Annotated in this window: 14 protein-coding genes; 13 read left to right on the forward strand and 1 reads right to left on the reverse strand. The window is 69.5% G+C overall.

The annotated features are described in order from the left end of the window. The first annotated feature begins 59 nt into the window (after positions 1–59). From AB0Q90_RS07620 to AB0Q90_RS07680, 13 genes are all read left to right on the forward strand, one after another. Positions 60–1,580: a UDP-N-acetylmuramoyl-L-alanyl-D-glutamate--2,6-diaminopimelate ligase gene (locus AB0Q90_RS07620; protein ID WP_363158089.1), complete on the forward strand. Its 1,521-nt coding sequence runs from the start codon at positions 60–62 to the stop codon at positions 1,578–1,580. 4 nt (positions 1,581–1,584) lie between these two features. Continuing rightward, positions 1,585–2,991, forward strand: coding sequence for a UDP-N-acetylmuramoyl-tripeptide--D-alanyl-D-alanine ligase (gene murF, locus AB0Q90_RS07625; protein WP_363158090.1), 1,407 nt, complete (start codon positions 1,585–1,587; stop codon positions 2,989–2,991). Further along, positions 2,988–4,061, forward strand: a complete 1,074-nt coding sequence (mraY, locus tag AB0Q90_RS07630; RefSeq protein WP_363158091.1) for a phospho-N-acetylmuramoyl-pentapeptide-transferase — start codon at positions 2,988–2,990, stop codon at positions 4,059–4,061. Before murF ends, mraY begins: the two co-directional genes overlap by 4 nt. After that, complete coding sequence (murD, locus tag AB0Q90_RS07635) at positions 4,043–5,476, forward strand: UDP-N-acetylmuramoyl-L-alanine--D-glutamate ligase (RefSeq protein ID WP_363158092.1); 1,434 nt, start codon at positions 4,043–4,045, stop codon at positions 5,474–5,476. The genes mraY and murD overlap by 19 nt, the downstream gene beginning before the upstream one ends. Before the next feature lie 20 nt (positions 5,477–5,496). Beyond that, positions 5,497–6,858 (forward strand): putative lipid II flippase FtsW, encoded by a 1,362-nt coding sequence (gene ftsW / locus AB0Q90_RS07640; RefSeq protein WP_363158093.1) that lies wholly within the window; start codon positions 5,497–5,499, stop codon positions 6,856–6,858. Between the two features lie 6 nt (positions 6,859–6,864). Beyond that, positions 6,865–7,956 carry an undecaprenyldiphospho-muramoylpentapeptide beta-N-acetylglucosaminyltransferase gene (murG, locus tag AB0Q90_RS07645; protein ID WP_363158094.1) on the forward strand — a complete coding sequence of 364 codons (1,092 nt, stop codon included), beginning with the start codon at positions 6,865–6,867 and terminating at the stop codon, positions 7,954–7,956. Positions 7,957–7,981: 25 nt separating this feature from the next. Then, positions 7,982–8,776 carry a cell division protein FtsQ gene (gene ftsQ, locus AB0Q90_RS07650; RefSeq protein ID WP_363158095.1) on the forward strand — a complete coding sequence of 265 codons (795 nt, stop codon included), beginning with the start codon at positions 7,982–7,984 and terminating at the stop codon, positions 8,774–8,776. Positions 8,777–9,055: 279 nt separating this feature from the next. Further along, the gene (ftsZ, locus tag AB0Q90_RS07655; RefSeq protein ID WP_363158096.1) at positions 9,056–10,246 is read left to right on the forward strand and encodes a cell division protein FtsZ; all 1,191 of its coding nucleotides are present in this window, start codon (positions 9,056–9,058) and stop codon (positions 10,244–10,246) included. Continuing rightward, the gene (gene pgeF / locus AB0Q90_RS07660; protein WP_363158097.1) at positions 10,243–10,971 is read left to right on the forward strand and encodes a peptidoglycan editing factor PgeF; all 729 of its coding nucleotides are present in this window, start codon (positions 10,243–10,245) and stop codon (positions 10,969–10,971) included. The genes ftsZ and pgeF overlap by 4 nt, the downstream gene beginning before the upstream one ends. Positions 10,972–10,977: 6 nt before the next feature. Beyond that, on the forward strand, positions 10,978–11,697 hold the full coding sequence (locus AB0Q90_RS07665) for a YggS family pyridoxal phosphate-dependent enzyme (RefSeq protein ID WP_363158098.1): 720 nt from the start codon (positions 10,978–10,980) through the stop codon (positions 11,695–11,697). A gap of 128 nt (positions 11,698–11,825) precedes the next feature. Then, positions 11,826–12,467 (forward strand): cell division protein SepF, encoded by a 642-nt coding sequence (gene sepF / locus AB0Q90_RS07670; RefSeq protein WP_363158099.1) that lies wholly within the window; start codon positions 11,826–11,828, stop codon positions 12,465–12,467. A gap of 51 nt (positions 12,468–12,518) precedes the next feature. Beyond that, positions 12,519–12,809 carry a YggT family protein gene (locus tag AB0Q90_RS07675; RefSeq protein WP_004932337.1) on the forward strand — a complete coding sequence of 97 codons (291 nt, stop codon included), beginning with the start codon at positions 12,519–12,521 and terminating at the stop codon, positions 12,807–12,809. A gap of 52 nt (positions 12,810–12,861) precedes the next feature. Then, positions 12,862–14,034, forward strand: coding sequence for a DivIVA domain-containing protein (locus tag AB0Q90_RS07680; protein WP_363158100.1), 1,173 nt, complete (start codon positions 12,862–12,864; stop codon positions 14,032–14,034). A 288-nt stretch (positions 14,035–14,322) separates the two neighbouring features. Here the strand turns inward: AB0Q90_RS07680 and ileS are convergent, their stop codons facing one another. Further along, entirely contained in the window at positions 14,323–17,460 is a 3,138-nt protein-coding gene (ileS, locus tag AB0Q90_RS07685) for an isoleucine--tRNA ligase (protein ID WP_363158101.1), read from the reverse strand. Positions 17,461–17,564: the final 104 nt, after the last annotated feature.

Raw genomic sequence — 17,564 nt, forward strand, 5'->3', positions numbered from 1 at the left:
GTACGCTCACCGCCGTGCCACACGCTGATCAGTCCCAAACCACCCAGAAGGGCGCACCCGTGACATATCCCGGGCCGCCCAGGCCGGTCCAGGTCTCCGCCACACCCCTCGCGGAGCTCGCCGGCCAGCTGGGTGCCGCACGGCCGGGAACCGACGCGGAGGTCACGGGCATCACCCACGACTCGCGCGCCGTCCGCCCCGGAGACCTGTACGCCGCCCTGCCCGGCGCCCGGCTGCACGGAGCCGACTTCGTCACGCAGGCCGCCGGCCTCGGCGCGGTCGCCGTACTGACCGACCCGACCGGCGCCGAACGCGCCGCCGAGACGGGCCTGCCCGTCCTGGTGGTGGACGACCCGCGGGGGCGGATGGGCGAGCTGGCGGCCACCATCTACGGCCGGCCCGGCCGCGATCTGCTCCAGATCGGCATCACCGGCACCTCCGGCAAGACCACCACCGCCTACCTCGTCGAGGGCGGCCTGAAGACCACCCGCAGCACCGGTCTGATCGGCACGGTCGAGATGCGCATCGGCGACGAGCGCATCAAGTCCGAGCGCACCACCCCCGAAGCCACCGACCTCCAGGCCCTGTTCGCCGTCATGCGCGAGCGCGGTGTCGAGGCGGTCGCCATGGAGGTCTCCAGCCATGCGCTGGTCCTCGGCCGGGTCGACGGCTGCGTCTTCGACATCGCCGTCTTCAACAACCTCAGCCCGGAACACATGGAGTTCCACTCCGACATGGAGGACTACTTCCGGGCCAAGGCACAGCTGTTCACGCCCAAACGCAGCAAACTCGGCGTGATCAACCTCGACGACGAGTACGGCCGCAGGCTCGCCAAGGAAGCCACGGTCCCCGTCGTCACCTTCTCCGCCGAGGGCCACCCCGACGCCGACTGGCGGGCCGAGGACGTCCAGGTCGGGCCCATGGACTCGACGTTCACCGTCATCGGCCCCAAGGGCGAGCGGATCGGCGCCCGCTCCCCGCTGGCGGGCCCGTTCAACGTCGCCAACACGCTCGCCGCGATCGTCGCCCTCGCCGTCGCCGGCCTCGACCCGCAGACCGCCGCCGACGGCATCGCCGCCGTGCCGGGCGTCCCCGGGCGCCTGGAGCGGGTGGACGCGGGCCAGGACTATCTCGCGGTCGTGGACTACGCCCACAAGACGGACGCCGTCGAATCGGTCCTGCGTGCGCTGCGCAAGGTCACCGAGGGCAGGCTGCACGTCGTGCTCGGCTGCGGTGGCGACCGGGACCGGACGAAGCGCGCGCCGATGGGCGCCGCCGCGGCCCGCCTCGCCGACACCGCCGTACTGACCTCTGACAACCCCCGCTCCGAGGACCCCCTCGCGATCCTTGCAACCATGCTTCAAGGCGCGGCGTCCGTACCAGCACACGAGCGCGGCGAGGTTCAGGTCTTCGAGGACCGGGCCGCCGCGATCGCCGCAGCCGTCGCCCGCGCCCAGCCCGGCGACACCGTGCTCATCGCGGGCAAGGGTCATGAGCAGGGCCAGGACATCGCCGGGGTGGTGCGTCCCTTCGACGACCGCCAGGTGCTTCGCGAAGCTATCCAGAAGACCCAGGGATGAACTTGTGATCGCCCTCTCTCTCGCCGAGATCGCAGAAGTCGTCGGCGGGCAGACGTACGACATACCGGATCCGTCCGTCCAGGTCACGGGACCGGTCGTCCGGGACTCCCGTGAGGCGGGCCCCGGCAGCCTCTTCGTCGCCTTCGTCGGCGAGCGCGTCGACGGCCACGACTTCGCGGCCGCGGTCGTCGAGTCCGGCGCGGCGGCCGTCCTGGCCTCGCGACCGGTCGGCGTGCCCGCGATCGTCGTGGACGACGTCCAGGCCGCGCTCGGCGCCCTCGCCCGGCACGTCGTACGACGGCTCGGTACGACCCTCGTGGCGCTCACCGGCTCCGCGGGCAAGACCAGCACCAAGGACCTGATCGCGCAGGTGCTCCAGCGCAAGGCGCCCACGGTGTGGACGCCGGGCTCGCTCAACAACGAGATCGGGCTGCCGCTGACCGCCCTGTCCGCCACCGAGGAGACCCAGTTCCTCGTCCTGGAGATGGGCGCCCGCGGCCTCGGCCACATCCGCTACCTGGCCGACCTGACGCCACCGCGGATCGGCCTCGTGCTCAACGTCGGCACCGCGCACATCGGCGAGTTCGGCGGCCGGGAGCAGATCGCGCAGGCCAAGGGCGAGCTCGTGGAGGGCCTGCCGGCGGACGGCGCCGCGATCCTCAACGCCGACGACCCCCTCGTACGGGCCATGGCCTCCCGTACGAAGGCGAAGGTGATCCTTTTCGGAGAGTCAGGCGAAGCGGACGTACGTGCCGAGAACGTGCGACTCACGGACAGCGGACAGCCTTCCTTCATGCTTCACACACCCTCCGGGTGCAGCGAAGTGACCATGCGCCTGTACGGTGAGCACCACGTGTCGAACGCGCTCGCCGCGGCCGCCGTCGCCCATGAGCTGGGCATGTCCGCGGAAGAGATCGCCACCGCGCTCTCCGAGGCGGGCTCCCTCTCCCGCTGGCGGATGGAGGTCACCGAGCGCCCGGACGGCGTGACGGTCGTCAACGACGCCTACAACGCGAACCCCGAGTCCATGCGAGCCGCGCTGCGCGCGCTCGCGGCCATGGGCAACGGGCGTCGTACGTGGGCGGTGCTCGGCAAGATGGCCGAGCTCGGGGACGAGGCGCTCGCCGAGCACGACGCGGTCGGACGGCTCGCTGTCCGGCTCAATGTCGGCAAGCTCGTCGCGGTCGGGGGCAGGGAAGCGTCCTGGCTGCAACTGGGCGCATATAACGAGGGTTCGTGGGGTGAGGAGTCGGTGCACGTGTCCGACGCACAGGCGGCGGTCGACCTGTTGCGCAGCGAGTTGCGCCCGGGAGACGTCGTACTCGTGAAGGCGTCCCGTTCGGTCGGTCTGGAGAGCGTTGCCCAGGCGCTGCTTGAGACCGGTGCCGAGGGTGAGGTTGCCGCCCGATGATGAAGCAGATCCTGTTCGCAGGAGTCATTGGTCTGTTCCTGACCCTGGTCGGCACTCCGCTGCTGATCAAACTGCTCGCTCGCAAGGGGTACGGCCAGTACATCCGCGACGACGGCCCGCGTGAGCACGCCAGCAAGCGCGGTACGCCGACGATGGGCGGTATCGCCTTCATCTTCGCGACGGTCGCCGCCTACTTCCTGTCCAAGCTCATCACCGGCTACACCCCGACCTACTCGGGCCTGCTGGTGCTCGGCCTGATGGTCGGCATGGGGCTGGTCGGCTTCCTCGACGACTACATCAAGATCGTCAAGCGGCGTTCGCTGGGCCTGCGGGCCAAGGCGAAGATGGCCGGCCAGCTGATCGTGGGCATCAGCTTCGCGGTGCTCGCCCTGATGTTCCCGGACGCCCGGAACAACACCCCGGCCTCCGACCGGCTGTCGTTCATCACGGACTTCGGCTGGAAGATCGGCCCGATCCTGTTCGTGATCTGGGCGCTGTTCATGATCCTCGCCATGTCGAACGGCGTGAACCTGACGGACGGTCTGGACGGCCTCGCCACCGGCGCCTCCGTCCTGGTCTTCGGCGCCTACACCTTCATCGGCGTATGGCAGTTCCAGGAGTCCTGCGCCAACGCGGGCACCCTGACCAACCCGGGCGCCTGTTACGAGGTACGAGATCCCCTCGACCTCGCGGTCATCGCCTCGGCTCTGATGGGCGCCTGCCTCGGCTTCCTGTGGTGGAACACCTCGCCGGCGAAGATCTTCATGGGCGACACCGGTTCGCTCGCGCTCGGCGGTGTCCTCACGGGTCTGGCCATCTGCTCCCGCACGGAGCTGCTGGTGGCCATCATGGGCGGTCTGTTCGTCCTCATCACCATGTCGGTCGTCATCCAGGTCGGCTCCTTCCGCCTCACCGGAAAGCGCGTCTTCCGGATGGCACCGCTCCAGCACCACTTCGAACTCAAGGGCTGGTCCGAAGTGCTCGTGGTGGTCCGCTTCTGGATCATCCAGGGCATCTGTGTGATTGTCGGTCTGGGTCTCTTCTACGCGGGATGGGCGGCAGAAAAGTGACCTCCTCGGTGTCCTTCGAGTGGGCGGGCAAGCACGTCACCGTCGCCGGCCTCGGCGTCTCCGGTGTCCCGGCGGCCAAGGTGCTGCACGCGCGCGGGGCGATCGTCACCGTCGTCAACGACGGCGACGACGCACGCGCGCGTGAGCAGGCCGCCGAACTGGAGGCGCTCGGGATCACCGTGCGCCTGGGCGACGGTGCGACCCTGCCCGAGGGCACCGAGCTGATCGTCACCGCGCCCGGCTGGAAGCCGGACAAGCCGCTGTTCGCCGCGGCCCGCGCGGCCGGACTGGAGATCTGGGGCGACGTCGAGCTGGCCTGGCGGCTGCGCGGCCCGGACGCCGCGCCCTGGCTCGCCGTCACCGGCACCAACGGCAAGACCACCACCGTCCAGATGCTCGCCTCGATCCTGAAGGCGGCGGGCCTGCGCACGGCCGCCGTCGGCAACATCGGCGTCTCACTGCTGGACGCGGTCCTCGGCGGCGAGGACTACGACGTCCTCGCCGTCGAACTCTCCAGCTACCAGCTGCACTGGGCGCCCTCCCTGCGCGCCCACTCCGCCGCCGTCCTCAACCTCGCCCCCGACCACCTCGACTGGCACGGCTCCATGGAGGCGTACGCCGCCGACAAGGGCCGTATCTACGAGGGCAATCGCGTCGCCTGTGTGTACAACGTCGCCGACAAGGCCACCGAGGACCTGGTGCGCGAGGCGGACGTCGAGGAGGGCTGCCGGGCCGTCGGCTTCACGCTCGGCACGCCAGGACCGTCCCAACTCGGCGTCGTGGAGGGCATTCTGGTCGACCGCGCCTTCGTCGAGGACCGGCACAAGAACGCCCAGGAGCTCGCCGAGGTCGCGGACGTCAACCCGCCGGCCCCGCACAACATCGCCAACGCCCTTGCGGCGGCGGCCCTCGCGCGCGCCTTCGGGGTACCCGCCAAGGCCGTACGGGACGGCCTGCGGGCCTTCACCCCGGACGCCCACCGCATCGCGCACGTCGCCGATGTGGACGGCGTGGCCTACGTCGACGACTCCAAGGCCACCAACACGCATGCCACGGAAGCCTCGTTGGCGGCCTACGAGTCGATCGTGTGGATCGCGGGCGGACTCGCCAAGGGAGCGACCTTCGACGAGCTGGTCGCCAAGTCGGCAAAGCGACTTCGGGGAGCCGTCCTCATCGGTGTCGATCGGGCACTGATCCGCGACGCCCTGGCGCGACACGCGCCGGAAGTACCCGTCGTCGACCTCGACCGGACCGACACTGGGGCGATGCTCGCGGCTGTCCAGGAGGCTCAGCGGCTCGCCGAACCCGGCGACACGGTGCTGCTGGCCCCGGCCTGCGCCTCGATGGACATGTTTGCCAACTACAACAAGCGCGGTGACGCGTTCGCGGAGGCGGTTCGCGAACTCGGCTCCTGACCGACGCAGCGGAGGCGCTGATGCCCAGTAGCCGTACCGGCCGACCGCCCGTGCAGCGGACCGTCAGACGTCCCGCCGCTCCCCGGCCCTCGCGCGAGAACCCCTTTCTACGGCTCTACACGCGCGCGCGTAAGGCCTGGGACCGGCCGCTGACCGCGTACTACCTGATCCTCGGCGGCAGCCTGCTGATCACCGTGCTGGGTCTGGTGATGGTCTACTCGGCCTCCCAGATCAAGGCGCTCCAGCTGTCGCTGCCCGGGTCGTACTTCTTCCGCAAGCAGTTCCTGGCCGCCCTCATGGGCACCGGCCTGATGCTCGCCGCCATGCGCATGCCGGTGAAGCTGCACCGGGCGCTGGCCTACCCGATCCTCGCGGGCGCCGTCTTCCTGATGGCGCTGGTGCAGGTGCCGGGGATAGGGATGTCGGTCAACGGCAACCAGAACTGGATCTCCGTCGGCGGCCCCTTCCAGCTCCAGCCCAGCGAGTTCGGCAAGCTCGCGCTGGTGCTGTGGGGCGCCGACCTGCTCGCCCGCAAACAGGACAGGAAGCTGCTCACGCAGTGGAAGCACATGCTGGTGCCGCTCGTACCGGTGGCCTTCATGCTGCTCGGGCTGATCATGCTCGGCGGCGACATGGGTACGGCGATCATCCTGACCGCGATCCTGTTCGGCCTGCTGTGGCTGGCGGGGGCGCCGACCCGGCTGTTCGTCGGTGTGCTGTCGGTCGCCTCGGCGATCGGCCTGATCCTCATCAAGACCAGCCCCAACCGGATGGCCCGCCTGCAGTGCATCGGCGCCACCGAACCCGGTCCGGGGGACAGCTGCTGGCAGGCCGTGCACGGTATCTACGCGCTCGCGTCCGGCGGAATCTTTGGATCCGGGCTCGGTGCGAGTGTGGAAAAATGGGGTCAACTCCCGGAAGCCCACACCGACTTCATCTTCGCCGTCACCGGTGAGGAACTGGGCCTGGCGGGGACGCTGTCGGTGCTCGCCCTCTTCGCGGCTCTAGGCTATGCGGGTATCCGCGTGGCCGGACGCACGGAGGACCCCTTCGTGAGGTATGCCGCGGGAGGTGTGACCACCTGGATCACCGCTCAGGCGGTGATCAACATGGGTGCGGTGCTCGGCCTGCTGCCGATCGCCGGTGTCCCCCTTCCGCTGTTCTCCTACGGAGGGTCCGCCCTGCTGCCGACCATGTTCGCCATCGGGCTGCTGATCGCCTTCGCACGCGACGAGCCCGCTGCGCGGGCGGCGCTTTCGATGCGGCAACCCCGCTTTGGTAGAAAACGGGGGGCTGGGGGCTCTGCTCGGACCAGGGAGCCCCGGAGATGGAACACGATGCGACGGCGTGCCTCGGCGGCGCGCTCGTCCGGAGAGCGGTGAATTTCGGTGCATGTCGTACTCGCCGGCGGAGGAACCGCGGGCCACATCGAGCCCGCGCTCGCCCTCGCGGACGCCCTGCGCAGGCAGGACCCGACCGTGGGGATCACGGCCCTGGGCACGGAGCGCGGCCTGGAGACCCAGCTCGTTCCGCAGCGGGGCTACGAGCTGGCGCTGATCCCGGCCGTGCCGCTGCCGCGCAAGCCGACCCCCGAGCTGATCACCGTGCCGGGCCGGCTGCGCGGCACGATCAAGGCCGCCGAGCAGATCCTGGAGCGCACCAAGGCGGACGCCGTCGTCGGCTTCGGCGGCTATGTCGCCCTGCCCGGCTATCTGGCCGCCAAGCGCCTCGGCGTGCCGATCGTGATCCACGAGGCCAACGCCCGCCCGGGCCTCGCCAACAAGATCGGCTCGCGGTACGCCGCCCGGGTCGCCGTCTCCACCCCGGACAGCAAGCTGCGCGACGCCCGCTACATCGGCATCCCGCTGCGCCGCTCCATCGCCACCCTCGACCGGGCCGCCGTGCGCCCCGAGGCCCGCGCGATGTTCGGACTCGACCCGAACCTGCCCACGCTGCTGGTCTCCGGCGGCTCCCAGGGCGCCCGGCGCCTGAACGAGGTCGTCCAGCAGGTCGCGCCCTGGCTCCAGCAGGCCGGAATCCAGATCCTGCACGCGGTCGGTCCGAAGAACGAACTGCCGCAGGTGCACCAGATGCCGGGAATGCCCCCGTACATCCCGGTAAGTTACCTGGACCGGATGGACCTCGCGTACGCCGCTGCCGACATGATGCTCTGCCGCGCGGGCGCGATGACCGTCGCCGAACTCTCCGCCGTCGGGCTCCCGGCCGCCTACGTCCCGCTGCCCATCGGCAACGGCGAACAGCGGCTCAACGCCCAGCCGGTGGTCAAGGCGGGCGGCGGTCTGCTGGTCGACGACGCGGAACTGACCCCCGAGTGGGTGCAGCACAACGTACTGCCCGTGCTCGCCGACCCGCACCGGCTGTACCAGATGTCCCGCGCCGCCGCCGAGTTCGGCCGCCGGGACGCCGACGACCTGCTCGTCGGCATGGTGTACGAGGCGATCGCCTCGCACCGACGTTAGGACCGTATGACGGAGGGCTGGAAGCGTGGCCGGATCGACTACCGCCGAACGCGGTGAACGTCAGCAGGAGTCGTCCGGCCCGCTCCCCGCTCGGAGGGTACGGCCGCCGCGGCTTCGTACGATCATCGTCCTCGCGGTCGTGCTGGTGCTCCTCGGTGCCGGTGGCGCCTGGGTGTTGTACGGATCGAACTGGCTGCGTGTGGAGCGGGTCTCGGTCTCGGGGACCCGGGTGCTGACGCCCGCGCAGGTGCGCGAGGCCGCCGACGTACCCGTCGGATCGCCGCTCGTCTCGGTCGACACCGACGGGATCGAGGCGCGACTTCGCCGAAAACTGCCCCGAATTGACACGGTGGACGTGGTTCGTTCCTGGCCTCATGGAATCGGGCTGAAAGTGACCGAGCGAACCCCGGTTCTGATTGTGCAAAAGGGCGAAAAGTTCGTCGAAGTGGACGATGAGGGTGTCCGTTTCGCCACGGTTTCCGAGGCGCCAAAAGGTGTTCCCGCACTGGAATTGACCGTCTCCCGATCCGGCTCCGCCGCCGCGAGCCTGCGCCGCTTCGGCGAGGACCGGCTGGTGCGCGAGGCGGTGCGGGTCGCCGGCGCCGTTCCGGCCGCCGTCGCCCACCGCACCCGGACCGTCAAGGTCCGTTCGTACGACGACATCTCGCTGGTGTTGACCGACGGTCGGGCCGTTGCCTGGGGGAGCGCCGAGAAGGGCGCGGCGAAGGCTCGTACACTCACCGCTCTGATGAAAGCCTCGCCGGATGCGCGGTACTTCGACGTCAGCGTTCCCACTGCCCCGGCGTCATCAGGGAGTTGACGCACATCCGCGCAGGCCAGCACCCTGGTTGGGCAGCGACATGGCTGATCACATAGGGTGAAAAGAAAAACGGGAGGTTCGGCGTGTTCGTTGAACGCGCGCCACTTGTCGACTTAGTGTCAGGTTCAGAAGACTTCAAGGAACAGACACACTGGTAACCCTAAACTTCAGCGTTAGGGTTCGGGTCGGCGTTCAGGACCGTCCCATTCGGCATCTGTCGTCGGGGCGCGGGCAACCGCGCGACGGCGACAACGTAATTCGAGGCGAGAGGCCTTCGACGTGGCAGCACCGCAGAACTACCTCGCAGTCATCAAGGTCATCGGTGTCGGCGGCGGTGGTGTCAATGCCATCAACCGGATGATCGAGGTCGGTCTCAAGGGCGTCGAGTTCATCGCCATCAACACCGACGCGCAAGCTCTGTTGATGAGCGACGCCGACGTCAAGCTCGACGTCGGCCGTGAACTCACCCGCGGACTCGGCGCCGGAGCCAACCCGGCCGTCGGCCGCAAGGCCGCCGAGGACCACCGCGAGGAGATCGAGGAGGTCCTCAAGGGGGCCGACATGGTCTTCGTGACGGCCGGAGAAGGCGGCGGCACCGGCACCGGTGGCGCCCCCGTGGTGGCCAACATCGCCCGCTCGCTGGGCGCCCTCACCATCGGCGTGGTCACGCGCCCGTTCACCTTCGAGGGACGGCGCCGCGCCAACCAGGCCGAGGACGGCATCGCGGAACTCCGCGAAGAGGTCGACACCCTCATCGTCATCCCGAACGACCGGCTGCTGTCCATCTCGGACCGCCAGGTCTCGGTGCTCGACGCCTTCAAGTCGGCCGACCAGGTCCTGCTCTCCGGTGTGCAGGGCATCACCGACCTCATCACCACGCCCGGTCTGATCAACCTGGACTTCGCCGACGTGAAGTCGGTCATGTCCGAGGCCGGGTCGGCCCTCATGGGCATCGGCTCGGCCCGCGGCGACGACCGTGCGGTGGCCGCGGCGGAGATGGCGATCTCCTCGCCGCTCCTCGAAGCCTCCATCGACGGCGCCCGCGGTGTGCTGCTCTCCATCTCCGGCGGCTCGGACCTCGGTCTGTTCGAGATCAACGAGGCCGCCCAGCTGGTCAGCGAGGCCGCCCACCCCGAGGCCAACATCATCTTCGGCGCGGTCATCGACGACGCCCTCGGCGACGAGGTGCGCGTGACCGTGATCGCGGCGGGCTTCGACGGCGGCCAGCCGCCGGCCAAGCGGGACAACATCCTCGGCTCGGCCTCGGCCAAGCGCGAGGAGCCCACTCCGGTACGGCAGCCGGAGAGCCGTCCGTCCTTCGGCTCGCTCGGCAGCGTCACGCCGAAGGAGGAGCCGGCGCCCGCCCCGGAGCCGGCCGCCGACCTCCCGGTCGCCCCGCCGGTCCCGCCGTCGCGGACCTACTCGGACAGCGCGGCCGAGGAGCTGGACGTGCCGGACTTCCTGAAGTGATAGGACAGCGCGACACCGTGAGCGGCGCGCACTTCGCCTTCACCGACCGGTGGGGCGGGGTGAGCGCCGCTCCGTATGAGGAGCTCAATCTCGGCGGGGCGGTCGGGGACGACGCCGAAGCCGTGACGACCAACCGGGAACTGGCGGCCAAGTCGCTGGGCATCGACCCGGGCCGGGTCGTCTGGATGAACCAGGTGCACGGGGCGGAGGTGGCCGTGGTCTCCGAACCTTGGGGCGAGAGGCCGGTGCCGCAGGTCGACGCGGTGGTCACCGCCGAACGCGGACTCGCCCTCGCCGTCCTCACCGCAGACTGCACACCCGTCCTGCTCGCCGACCCCGTCGCCGGGGTCGTCGCCGCGGCCCACGCGGGCCGGCCCGGCATGATCGCCGGGGTCGTCCCCGCCGCGCTACGCGCGATGACCGACCTGGGTGCCGAGCCGTCCCGGATCGTCGCCCGCACCGGACCCGCCGTCTGCGGCCGGTGCTACGAGGTGCCCGAGACGATGCGTGCCGAGGTGGCCGCCGTCGAGCCGGCGGCGTACGCCGAGACGAGTTGGGGCACACCCGCGGTCGATGTGACCGCCGGGGTGCACGCGCAGCTCGACCGGCTCGGGGTGCGCGACCGGAGGCAGTCGCCGGTGTGCACCCGGGAATCGGGCGACCATTTCTCGTACCGCCGCGACCGGACCACGGGCCGGCTCGCGGGCTATGTCTGGCTGGACTGATGGGGCATGACGGACCGTAAGGACGAACTCGCCGGAAACCTGGCGAAAGTGGAGGAGCGCATCGCCGCCGCATGTGCGGCCGCCGGGCGGAAGCGCGAGGAGGTGAGCCTGATCGTGGTCACCAAGACGCACCCCGCGAGCGATGTGCGGATCCTGTCGGAGCTCGGTGTGCGCCATGTCGCCGAGAACAAGGACCAGGACGCGGCACCCAAGGCCGCGGAATGCTCGGATCTGCCCCTTGCGTGGCATTTTGTGGGTCAGTTGCAGACCAACAAGGTGCGATCCGTGGTCGGTTACGCGGATCTCGTGCAGTCCGTCGATCGTTCCAAGCTGGTGACGGCCCTTTCGAAGGAGGCCGTCCGGGCCGAGCGCGAGGTGGGCTGTCTCATCCAGGTCGCGCTCGACGCGGGGGAGCGCGAGCGAGGGGAGCGCGGTGGCGTGGCGCCCGGCGGAATCGAAGAGTTGGCCGACCTGATCGCCGGGGCTCCGGGGCTGCGGCTCGACGGGCTGATGACCGTCGCACCTTTGACCGGAGAGTACGCGGGACGCGAACTGGCGGCGTTCGAGCGGTTGATGGATTTGTCGACCCACCTGCGCCGAGCCCATCCGGCTGCGAACATGGTCTCGGCAGGAATGAGTGCGGACCTCGAACAGGCCGTGGCGGCCGGAGCGACACATGTACGCGTCGGCACCGCGGTACTCGGAGTCCGCCCGAGGCTCGGGTAACGTCGCCAGGAAGTCGGACCACAGCAGAAAATATGGTCATTACCGCTGAACAGCGGGCGTAACGACCTCGTGGATCGTGGCACTTGGCAGTCGTCAGCCGATCCACCACAGAGCGGAGGACTCAGAGCATGGCCGGCGCGATGCGCAAGATGGCGGTCTACCTCGGCCTCGTGGAGGACGATGGGTACGACGGCCGCGGATTCGACCCCGACGACGACTTCGAACCCGAACTCGACCCCGAGCCCGAGCGGGATCACCGGCGGCACGAGCCGTCGCACCAGTCGCACGGTTCACATCAGTCCCAAAGGGACGAATCGGTACGAGTGGTGCAGCCGTCGGCGCCGCGCGATCCGGTGCCCCATTCCGCTTCGCTCGCCGCGGAATCCGGGCGTCCGGCGCGAATCGCGCCCGTGGCATCCATCACACAAGAACGTCAAAGCCTGGAGAAGAACGCGCCGGTGATCATGCCCAAGGTCGTGTCGGAACGAGAGCCTTACCGGATCACCACGCTTCACCCGCGGACCTACAACGAGGCCCGTACCATCGGGGAACACTTCCGTGAAGGTACTCCGGTGATCATGAATCTGACTGAGATGGACGACACAGACGCGAAGCGACTTGTCGACTTTGCGGCCGGTTTGGTGTTTGGTCTTCACGGCAGCATCGAGCGGGTGACGCAGAAGGTGTTCCTGTTGTCGCCTGCTAACGTCGATGTCACGGCGGAGGACAAGGCCCGTATCGCAGAGGGCGGGTTCTTCAACCAGAGCTGAGACAGACAGACCGGCAACAGGTACGAAACAGGGGAGAGGGAAAGACAGACCATGAGCGTGTTCGCGCAGGTGATCTACATCGCGCTGATGGTGTTCCTCATCGTGCTCATCTTCCGGTTGGTCATGGACTACGTCTTCCAGTTCGCCCGCTCGTGGCAACCCGGCAAGGCGATGGTGGTCGTCCTGGAGGCCACCTACACTGTCACCGATCCACCGCTGAAGCTTCTGCGGCGGTTCATCCCGCCGCTGCGTCTCGGGGGCGTGGCGCTCGACCTGTCCTTCTTCGTACTGATGATCATCGTCTACATCTTGATCTCTATCGTGGGCAATCTCGCGAGGTGACAGTGGACGATACGGTCTTGCCGACTGCCGATGACTACGTTGAGGTGAAGAGATGCCGTTGACCCCCGAGGACGTGCGGAACAAGCAGTTCACGACCGTCCGCCTCCGAGAAGGCTATGACGAGGACGAGGTCGATGCCTTCCTCGATGAGGTCGAAGCCGAACTGACCCGCCTGCTCCGCGAGAACGAGGACCTGCGCGCCAAACTGGCCGCGGCCACGCGTGCTGCTGCCCAGAACCAGCAGAACATGCGCAAGCCTCCGGAGCCGCAGGACCAGCAGCCGGGCATGCCCCCGCAGGGTATGCCCCAGCAGGGTATGCCCCAGCAGGGTATGCCGCAGCAGGGTATGCCCCAGCAGGGTATGCGCGGCCCGGGCGCCCCGGTGCCGGCCGGCATATCGGGCCCGCCGCAGCAGCAGATGGGTGGCCCCATGGGTGGCCCGCCCCAGCTGCCGAGCGGTGCGCCGCAGCTGCCCGCCGGTCCCGGCGGCCAGGGTGGCCCGCAGGGTCCCGGTCCGATGGGCCAGGGTCCCGGCCCGATGGGTCAGCCCCCCATGCAGCAGCAGATGGGCGGTCCGATGGGCGGCCCCATGGGCGGTCCGATGGGCGGCCCCGGTCAGGGCCCCGGTGGCGACAGCGCCGCCCGTGTCCTCTCGCTGGCCCAGCAGACCGCCGACCAGGCGATCGCCGAGGCCCGTTCCGAGGCCAACAAGATTGTCGGCGAGGCGCGTTCGCGTGCCGAGGGTCTTGAGCGCGACGCCCGTGCGAAGGCCGACGCGCTGGAGCGGGACGCGCAGGAGAAGCACCGCGTCGCGATGGGCTCCCTGGAGTCCGCCCGCGCCACGCTGGAGCGCAAGGTCGAGGACCTGCGCGGCTTCGAGCGTGAGTACCGCACGCGTCTGAAGTCCTACCTGGAGTCGCAGCTGCGTCAGCTGGAGACCCAGGCCGACGACTCGCTGGCTCCGCCGCGTACCCCGGCCACGGCCTCCCTGCCGCCGTCCCCGGCGCCCTCGATGGCTCCGGCCGGTGCGAGTGCTCCGTCCTACGGTGGCAACCAGGGCATGGGCGGGGCGCCGGCTCCGGCCGCCCCCTCCTACGGTGGTCAGCAGCAGATGTCGCCGGCGATGACCCAGCCGATGGCTCCGGTCCGGCCGCAGGGTCCGTCCCCGATGGGACAGGCTCCCTCGCCGATGCGCGGGTTCCTCATCGACGAGGACGACAACTGACGGTTGGTAGTACGCCTTAGGCGTCGGCAGCGTTCAGGGCGAGGCCCCGGGGTTTTCCCGGGGCCTCGCCCTTTTTACGCGCGTTGCTACGGGGGTGTTGGCGCCGGGGGTGTGTCGGTGCGCGGGGTGGGCGTGGGGGTGGGTTCGCTTGCCCGCGCTTGCGGGGTGCCGCTCTTCTTTGGCAGCGGGCGCCGCCCCAGGCGGCACGCATGCCCGCAGGCTGCGTGGATCATGCGGAAGGGCCCGGCTCCCCTCGGGAAGCCGGGCCCCTCGTGCTGTTGTCTGTTGTTACGCCTTGCGCAGGCGGAACGTCAGGGACAGGCCCTCGTCGGTGAACGGGGAGCCGTAGCTTTCGTCCGCCTCGCCCTGGGCGAAGTCCGTGGCCAGGACCTCGTCGGCGATGAGCTCGGCGTGCTCGCCGAGCGCCGCGATCGTCGCCGGGTCGGTCGAGACCCACCGCAGCGCGATCCTGTCGGCCACGTCGAGGCCGCTGTTCTTGCGGGCCTCCTGGATCAGGCGGATCGCGTCACGGGCCAGGCCGGCGCGGCGCAGCTCCTCCGTGATCTCCAGGTCCAGGGCGACCGTCGCACCCGAGTCGGACGCCACCGACCAGCCCTCGCGCGGGGTCTCGGTGATGATGACCTCGTCGGGAGCCAGGGTGATCGTCTCGCCGTCGACCTCGACCGACGCCGTGCCCTCGCGCAGGGCCAGGGACAGGGCGGCCGCGTCGGCGTTGGCCACGGCCTTCGCCACGTCCTGGACGCGCTTGCCGAAGCGCTTGCCCAGGGCGCGGAAGTTGGCCTTCGCGGTCGTGTCGACCAGCGAACCGCCCACCTCCGACAACGACGCCAGCGACTCGACGTTCAGCTCCTCCGTGATCTGCGTGTGCAGCTCGGGAGACAGGGCCTCGAAACCGGTCGCCGCGACCAGCGCGCGCCGCAGCGGCTGGCGGGTCTTCACACCCGACTCCGCGCGCGTGGCGCGGCCCAGCTCGACCAGCCGGCGGACCAGGAGCATCTGCTTCGACAGCTCCGGGTCGATCGCCGACAGGTCCGCCTCCGGCCAGGACGCGAGGTGGACGGACTCGGGGGCGCCGGGGGTGACCGGAACCACCAGGTCCTGCCAGACCCGCTCGGTGATGAACGGGGTCAGCGGGGCCATCAGCTTGGTGACCGTCTCGACGACCTCGTGCAGCGTGCGCAGTGCGGCCTTGTCGCCCTGCCAGAAGCGGCGACGGGAGCGGCGGACGTACCAGTTGGACAGGTCGTCGACGAACGCCGACAGGAGCTTTCCGGCGCGCTGGGTGTCGTAGGCCTCCAGAGCCTGTGTCACCTGGTCGGTCAGCGCGTGCAGTTCGGACAGCAGCCAGCGGTCCAGGAGCGGGCGGTCGGCCGGGGCCGGGTCCGCCGCGGAGGGCGCCCAGTTCGACGTACGGGCGTACAGGGCCTGGAAGGCGACCGTGTTCCAGTAGGTGAGGAGGGTCTTCCGCACCACCTCCTGGATCGTGCCGTGGCCCACGCGGCGGGCCGCCCACGGGGAGCCGCCGGCCGCCATGAACCAGCGGACCGCGTCGGCGCCGTGCTGGTCCATCAGCGGGATCGGCTGAAGGATGTTCCCCAGGTGCTTGGACATCTTCCGGCCGTCCTCGGCGAGGATGTGGCCGAGGCAGACGACGTTCTCGTACGACGACTTGTCGAAGACGAGGGTGCCGACCGCCATCAGCGTGTAGAACCAGCCGCGCGTCTGGTCGATGGCCTCGCTGATGAACTGCGCCGGGTAGCGGGACTCGAAGAGTTCCTTGTTCTTGTACGGGTAGCCCCACTGCGCGAACGGCATCGAACCCGAGTCGTACCAGGCGTCGATGACCTCCGGGACGCGCGTGGCCGTCTTCTTGCACTGCGGGCAGGCGAAGGTGACGTCGTCGATGAACGGGCGGTGCGGGTCGAGGCCCGGCTGGTCGGAGCCCGTCAGCTCGGTCAGCTCCGCGCGGGAGCCGACGACGGTGAGGTGGTCGTCCTCGCAGCGCCAGATCGGCAGCGGGGTGCCCCAGTAGCGGTTGCGGGACAGGGCCCAGTCGATGTTGTTCTGCAGCCAGTCGCCGAAGCGGCCGTGCTTGACCGTCTCCGGGAACCAGTTGGTGTTCTCGTTCTCCTGGAGGAGGCGGTCCTTGACGGCGGTGGTGCGGATGTACCAGGACGGCTGCGCGTAGTAGAGGAGCGCGGTGTGGCAGCGCCAGCAGTGCGGGTAGCTGTGCTCGTACGGGATGTGCTTGAAGAGCAGGCCGCGCTGCTGGAGGTCCTCGGTGAGCTGTTCGTCCGCCTTCTTGAAGAAGACGCCGCCGACCAGAGGGACGTCCTCCTCGAAGGTGCCGTCGGGGCGGACGGGGTTCACCACGGGCAGGCCGTAGGCGCGGCAGACCTTGAGGTCGTCCTCACCGAAAGCGGGGGACTGGTGGACCAGACCCGTACCGTCCTCGGTCGTGACGTACTCGGCGTTGACCACGAAGTGGGCCTCCGCCGGGAACTCCACGAGCTCGAACGGACGTTGATACGTCCAGCGCTCCATCTCGGCGCCCGTGAAGGACTGGCCGGTGGTCTCCCAGTCCTCGCCGAGCGCCTTGGCGACCAGCGGCTCGGCGACGACCAGCTTCTCCGTGCCGTTCGTCGCGACGACGTAGGTGACGTCGGGGTGCGCGGCGACCGCGGTGTTGGAGACCAGCGTCCAGGGGGTCGTCGTCCAGACGAGGAGCGCGGCCTCGCCGGCCAGCGGACCGGAGGTGAGCGGGAAACGGACGTACACGGACGGGTCGACGACCGTCTCGTAGCCCTGCGCCAGCTCGTGGTCGGACAGGCCGGTGCCGCAGCGCGGGCACCAGGGGGCGACGCGGTGGTCCTGGACCAGCAGGCCCTTGTTGAAGATCTCCTTGAGCGACCACCAGACCGACTCGATGTACTCGGGGTCCATCGTGACGTAGGCGTCGTCGAGGTCGACCCAGTAGCCCATGCGGGTCGTCAGCTCGGAGAAGGCGTCGGTGTGACGCAGCACGGAGTCACGGCACTTGGCGTTGAACTCGGCGATGCCGAACGCCTCGATGTCCTTCTTGCCGCTGAATCCGAGCTCCTTCTCGACCGCCAGCTCCACCGGGAGGCCGTGGCAGTCCCAGCCGGCCTTGCGGGCCACGTGATAGCCGCGCATGGTGCGGAAGCGGGGGAAGACGTCCTTGAAGACGCGGGCCTCGATGTGGTGGGCGCCCGGCATGCCGTTGGCGGTGGGCGGGCCCTCGTAGAACACCCATTCGGGGCGGCCCTCGGACTGCTCCAGGCTCTTGGCGAAGATCTTCTGCTCGCGCCAGAAGTCGAGCACGGCGTGCTCAAGGGCGGGCAGGTCGACCTGTGCGGGCACCTGGCGGTACGTCGGCGTTGTCATCAGCGAGCTTCCTCCGGCGGACTTGCTGCCTTCCGTCCGGAGGGACGAGAGCTACGTCATTTCCTGCGCCGTCTTCGGCGCGCTCCCGCGGTACCACCCTCCTT

This window comes from Streptomyces sp. NPDC079141 (assembly GCF_040686775.1).
Lineage (GTDB): Bacteria > Actinomycetota > Actinomycetes > Streptomycetales > Streptomycetaceae > Streptomyces.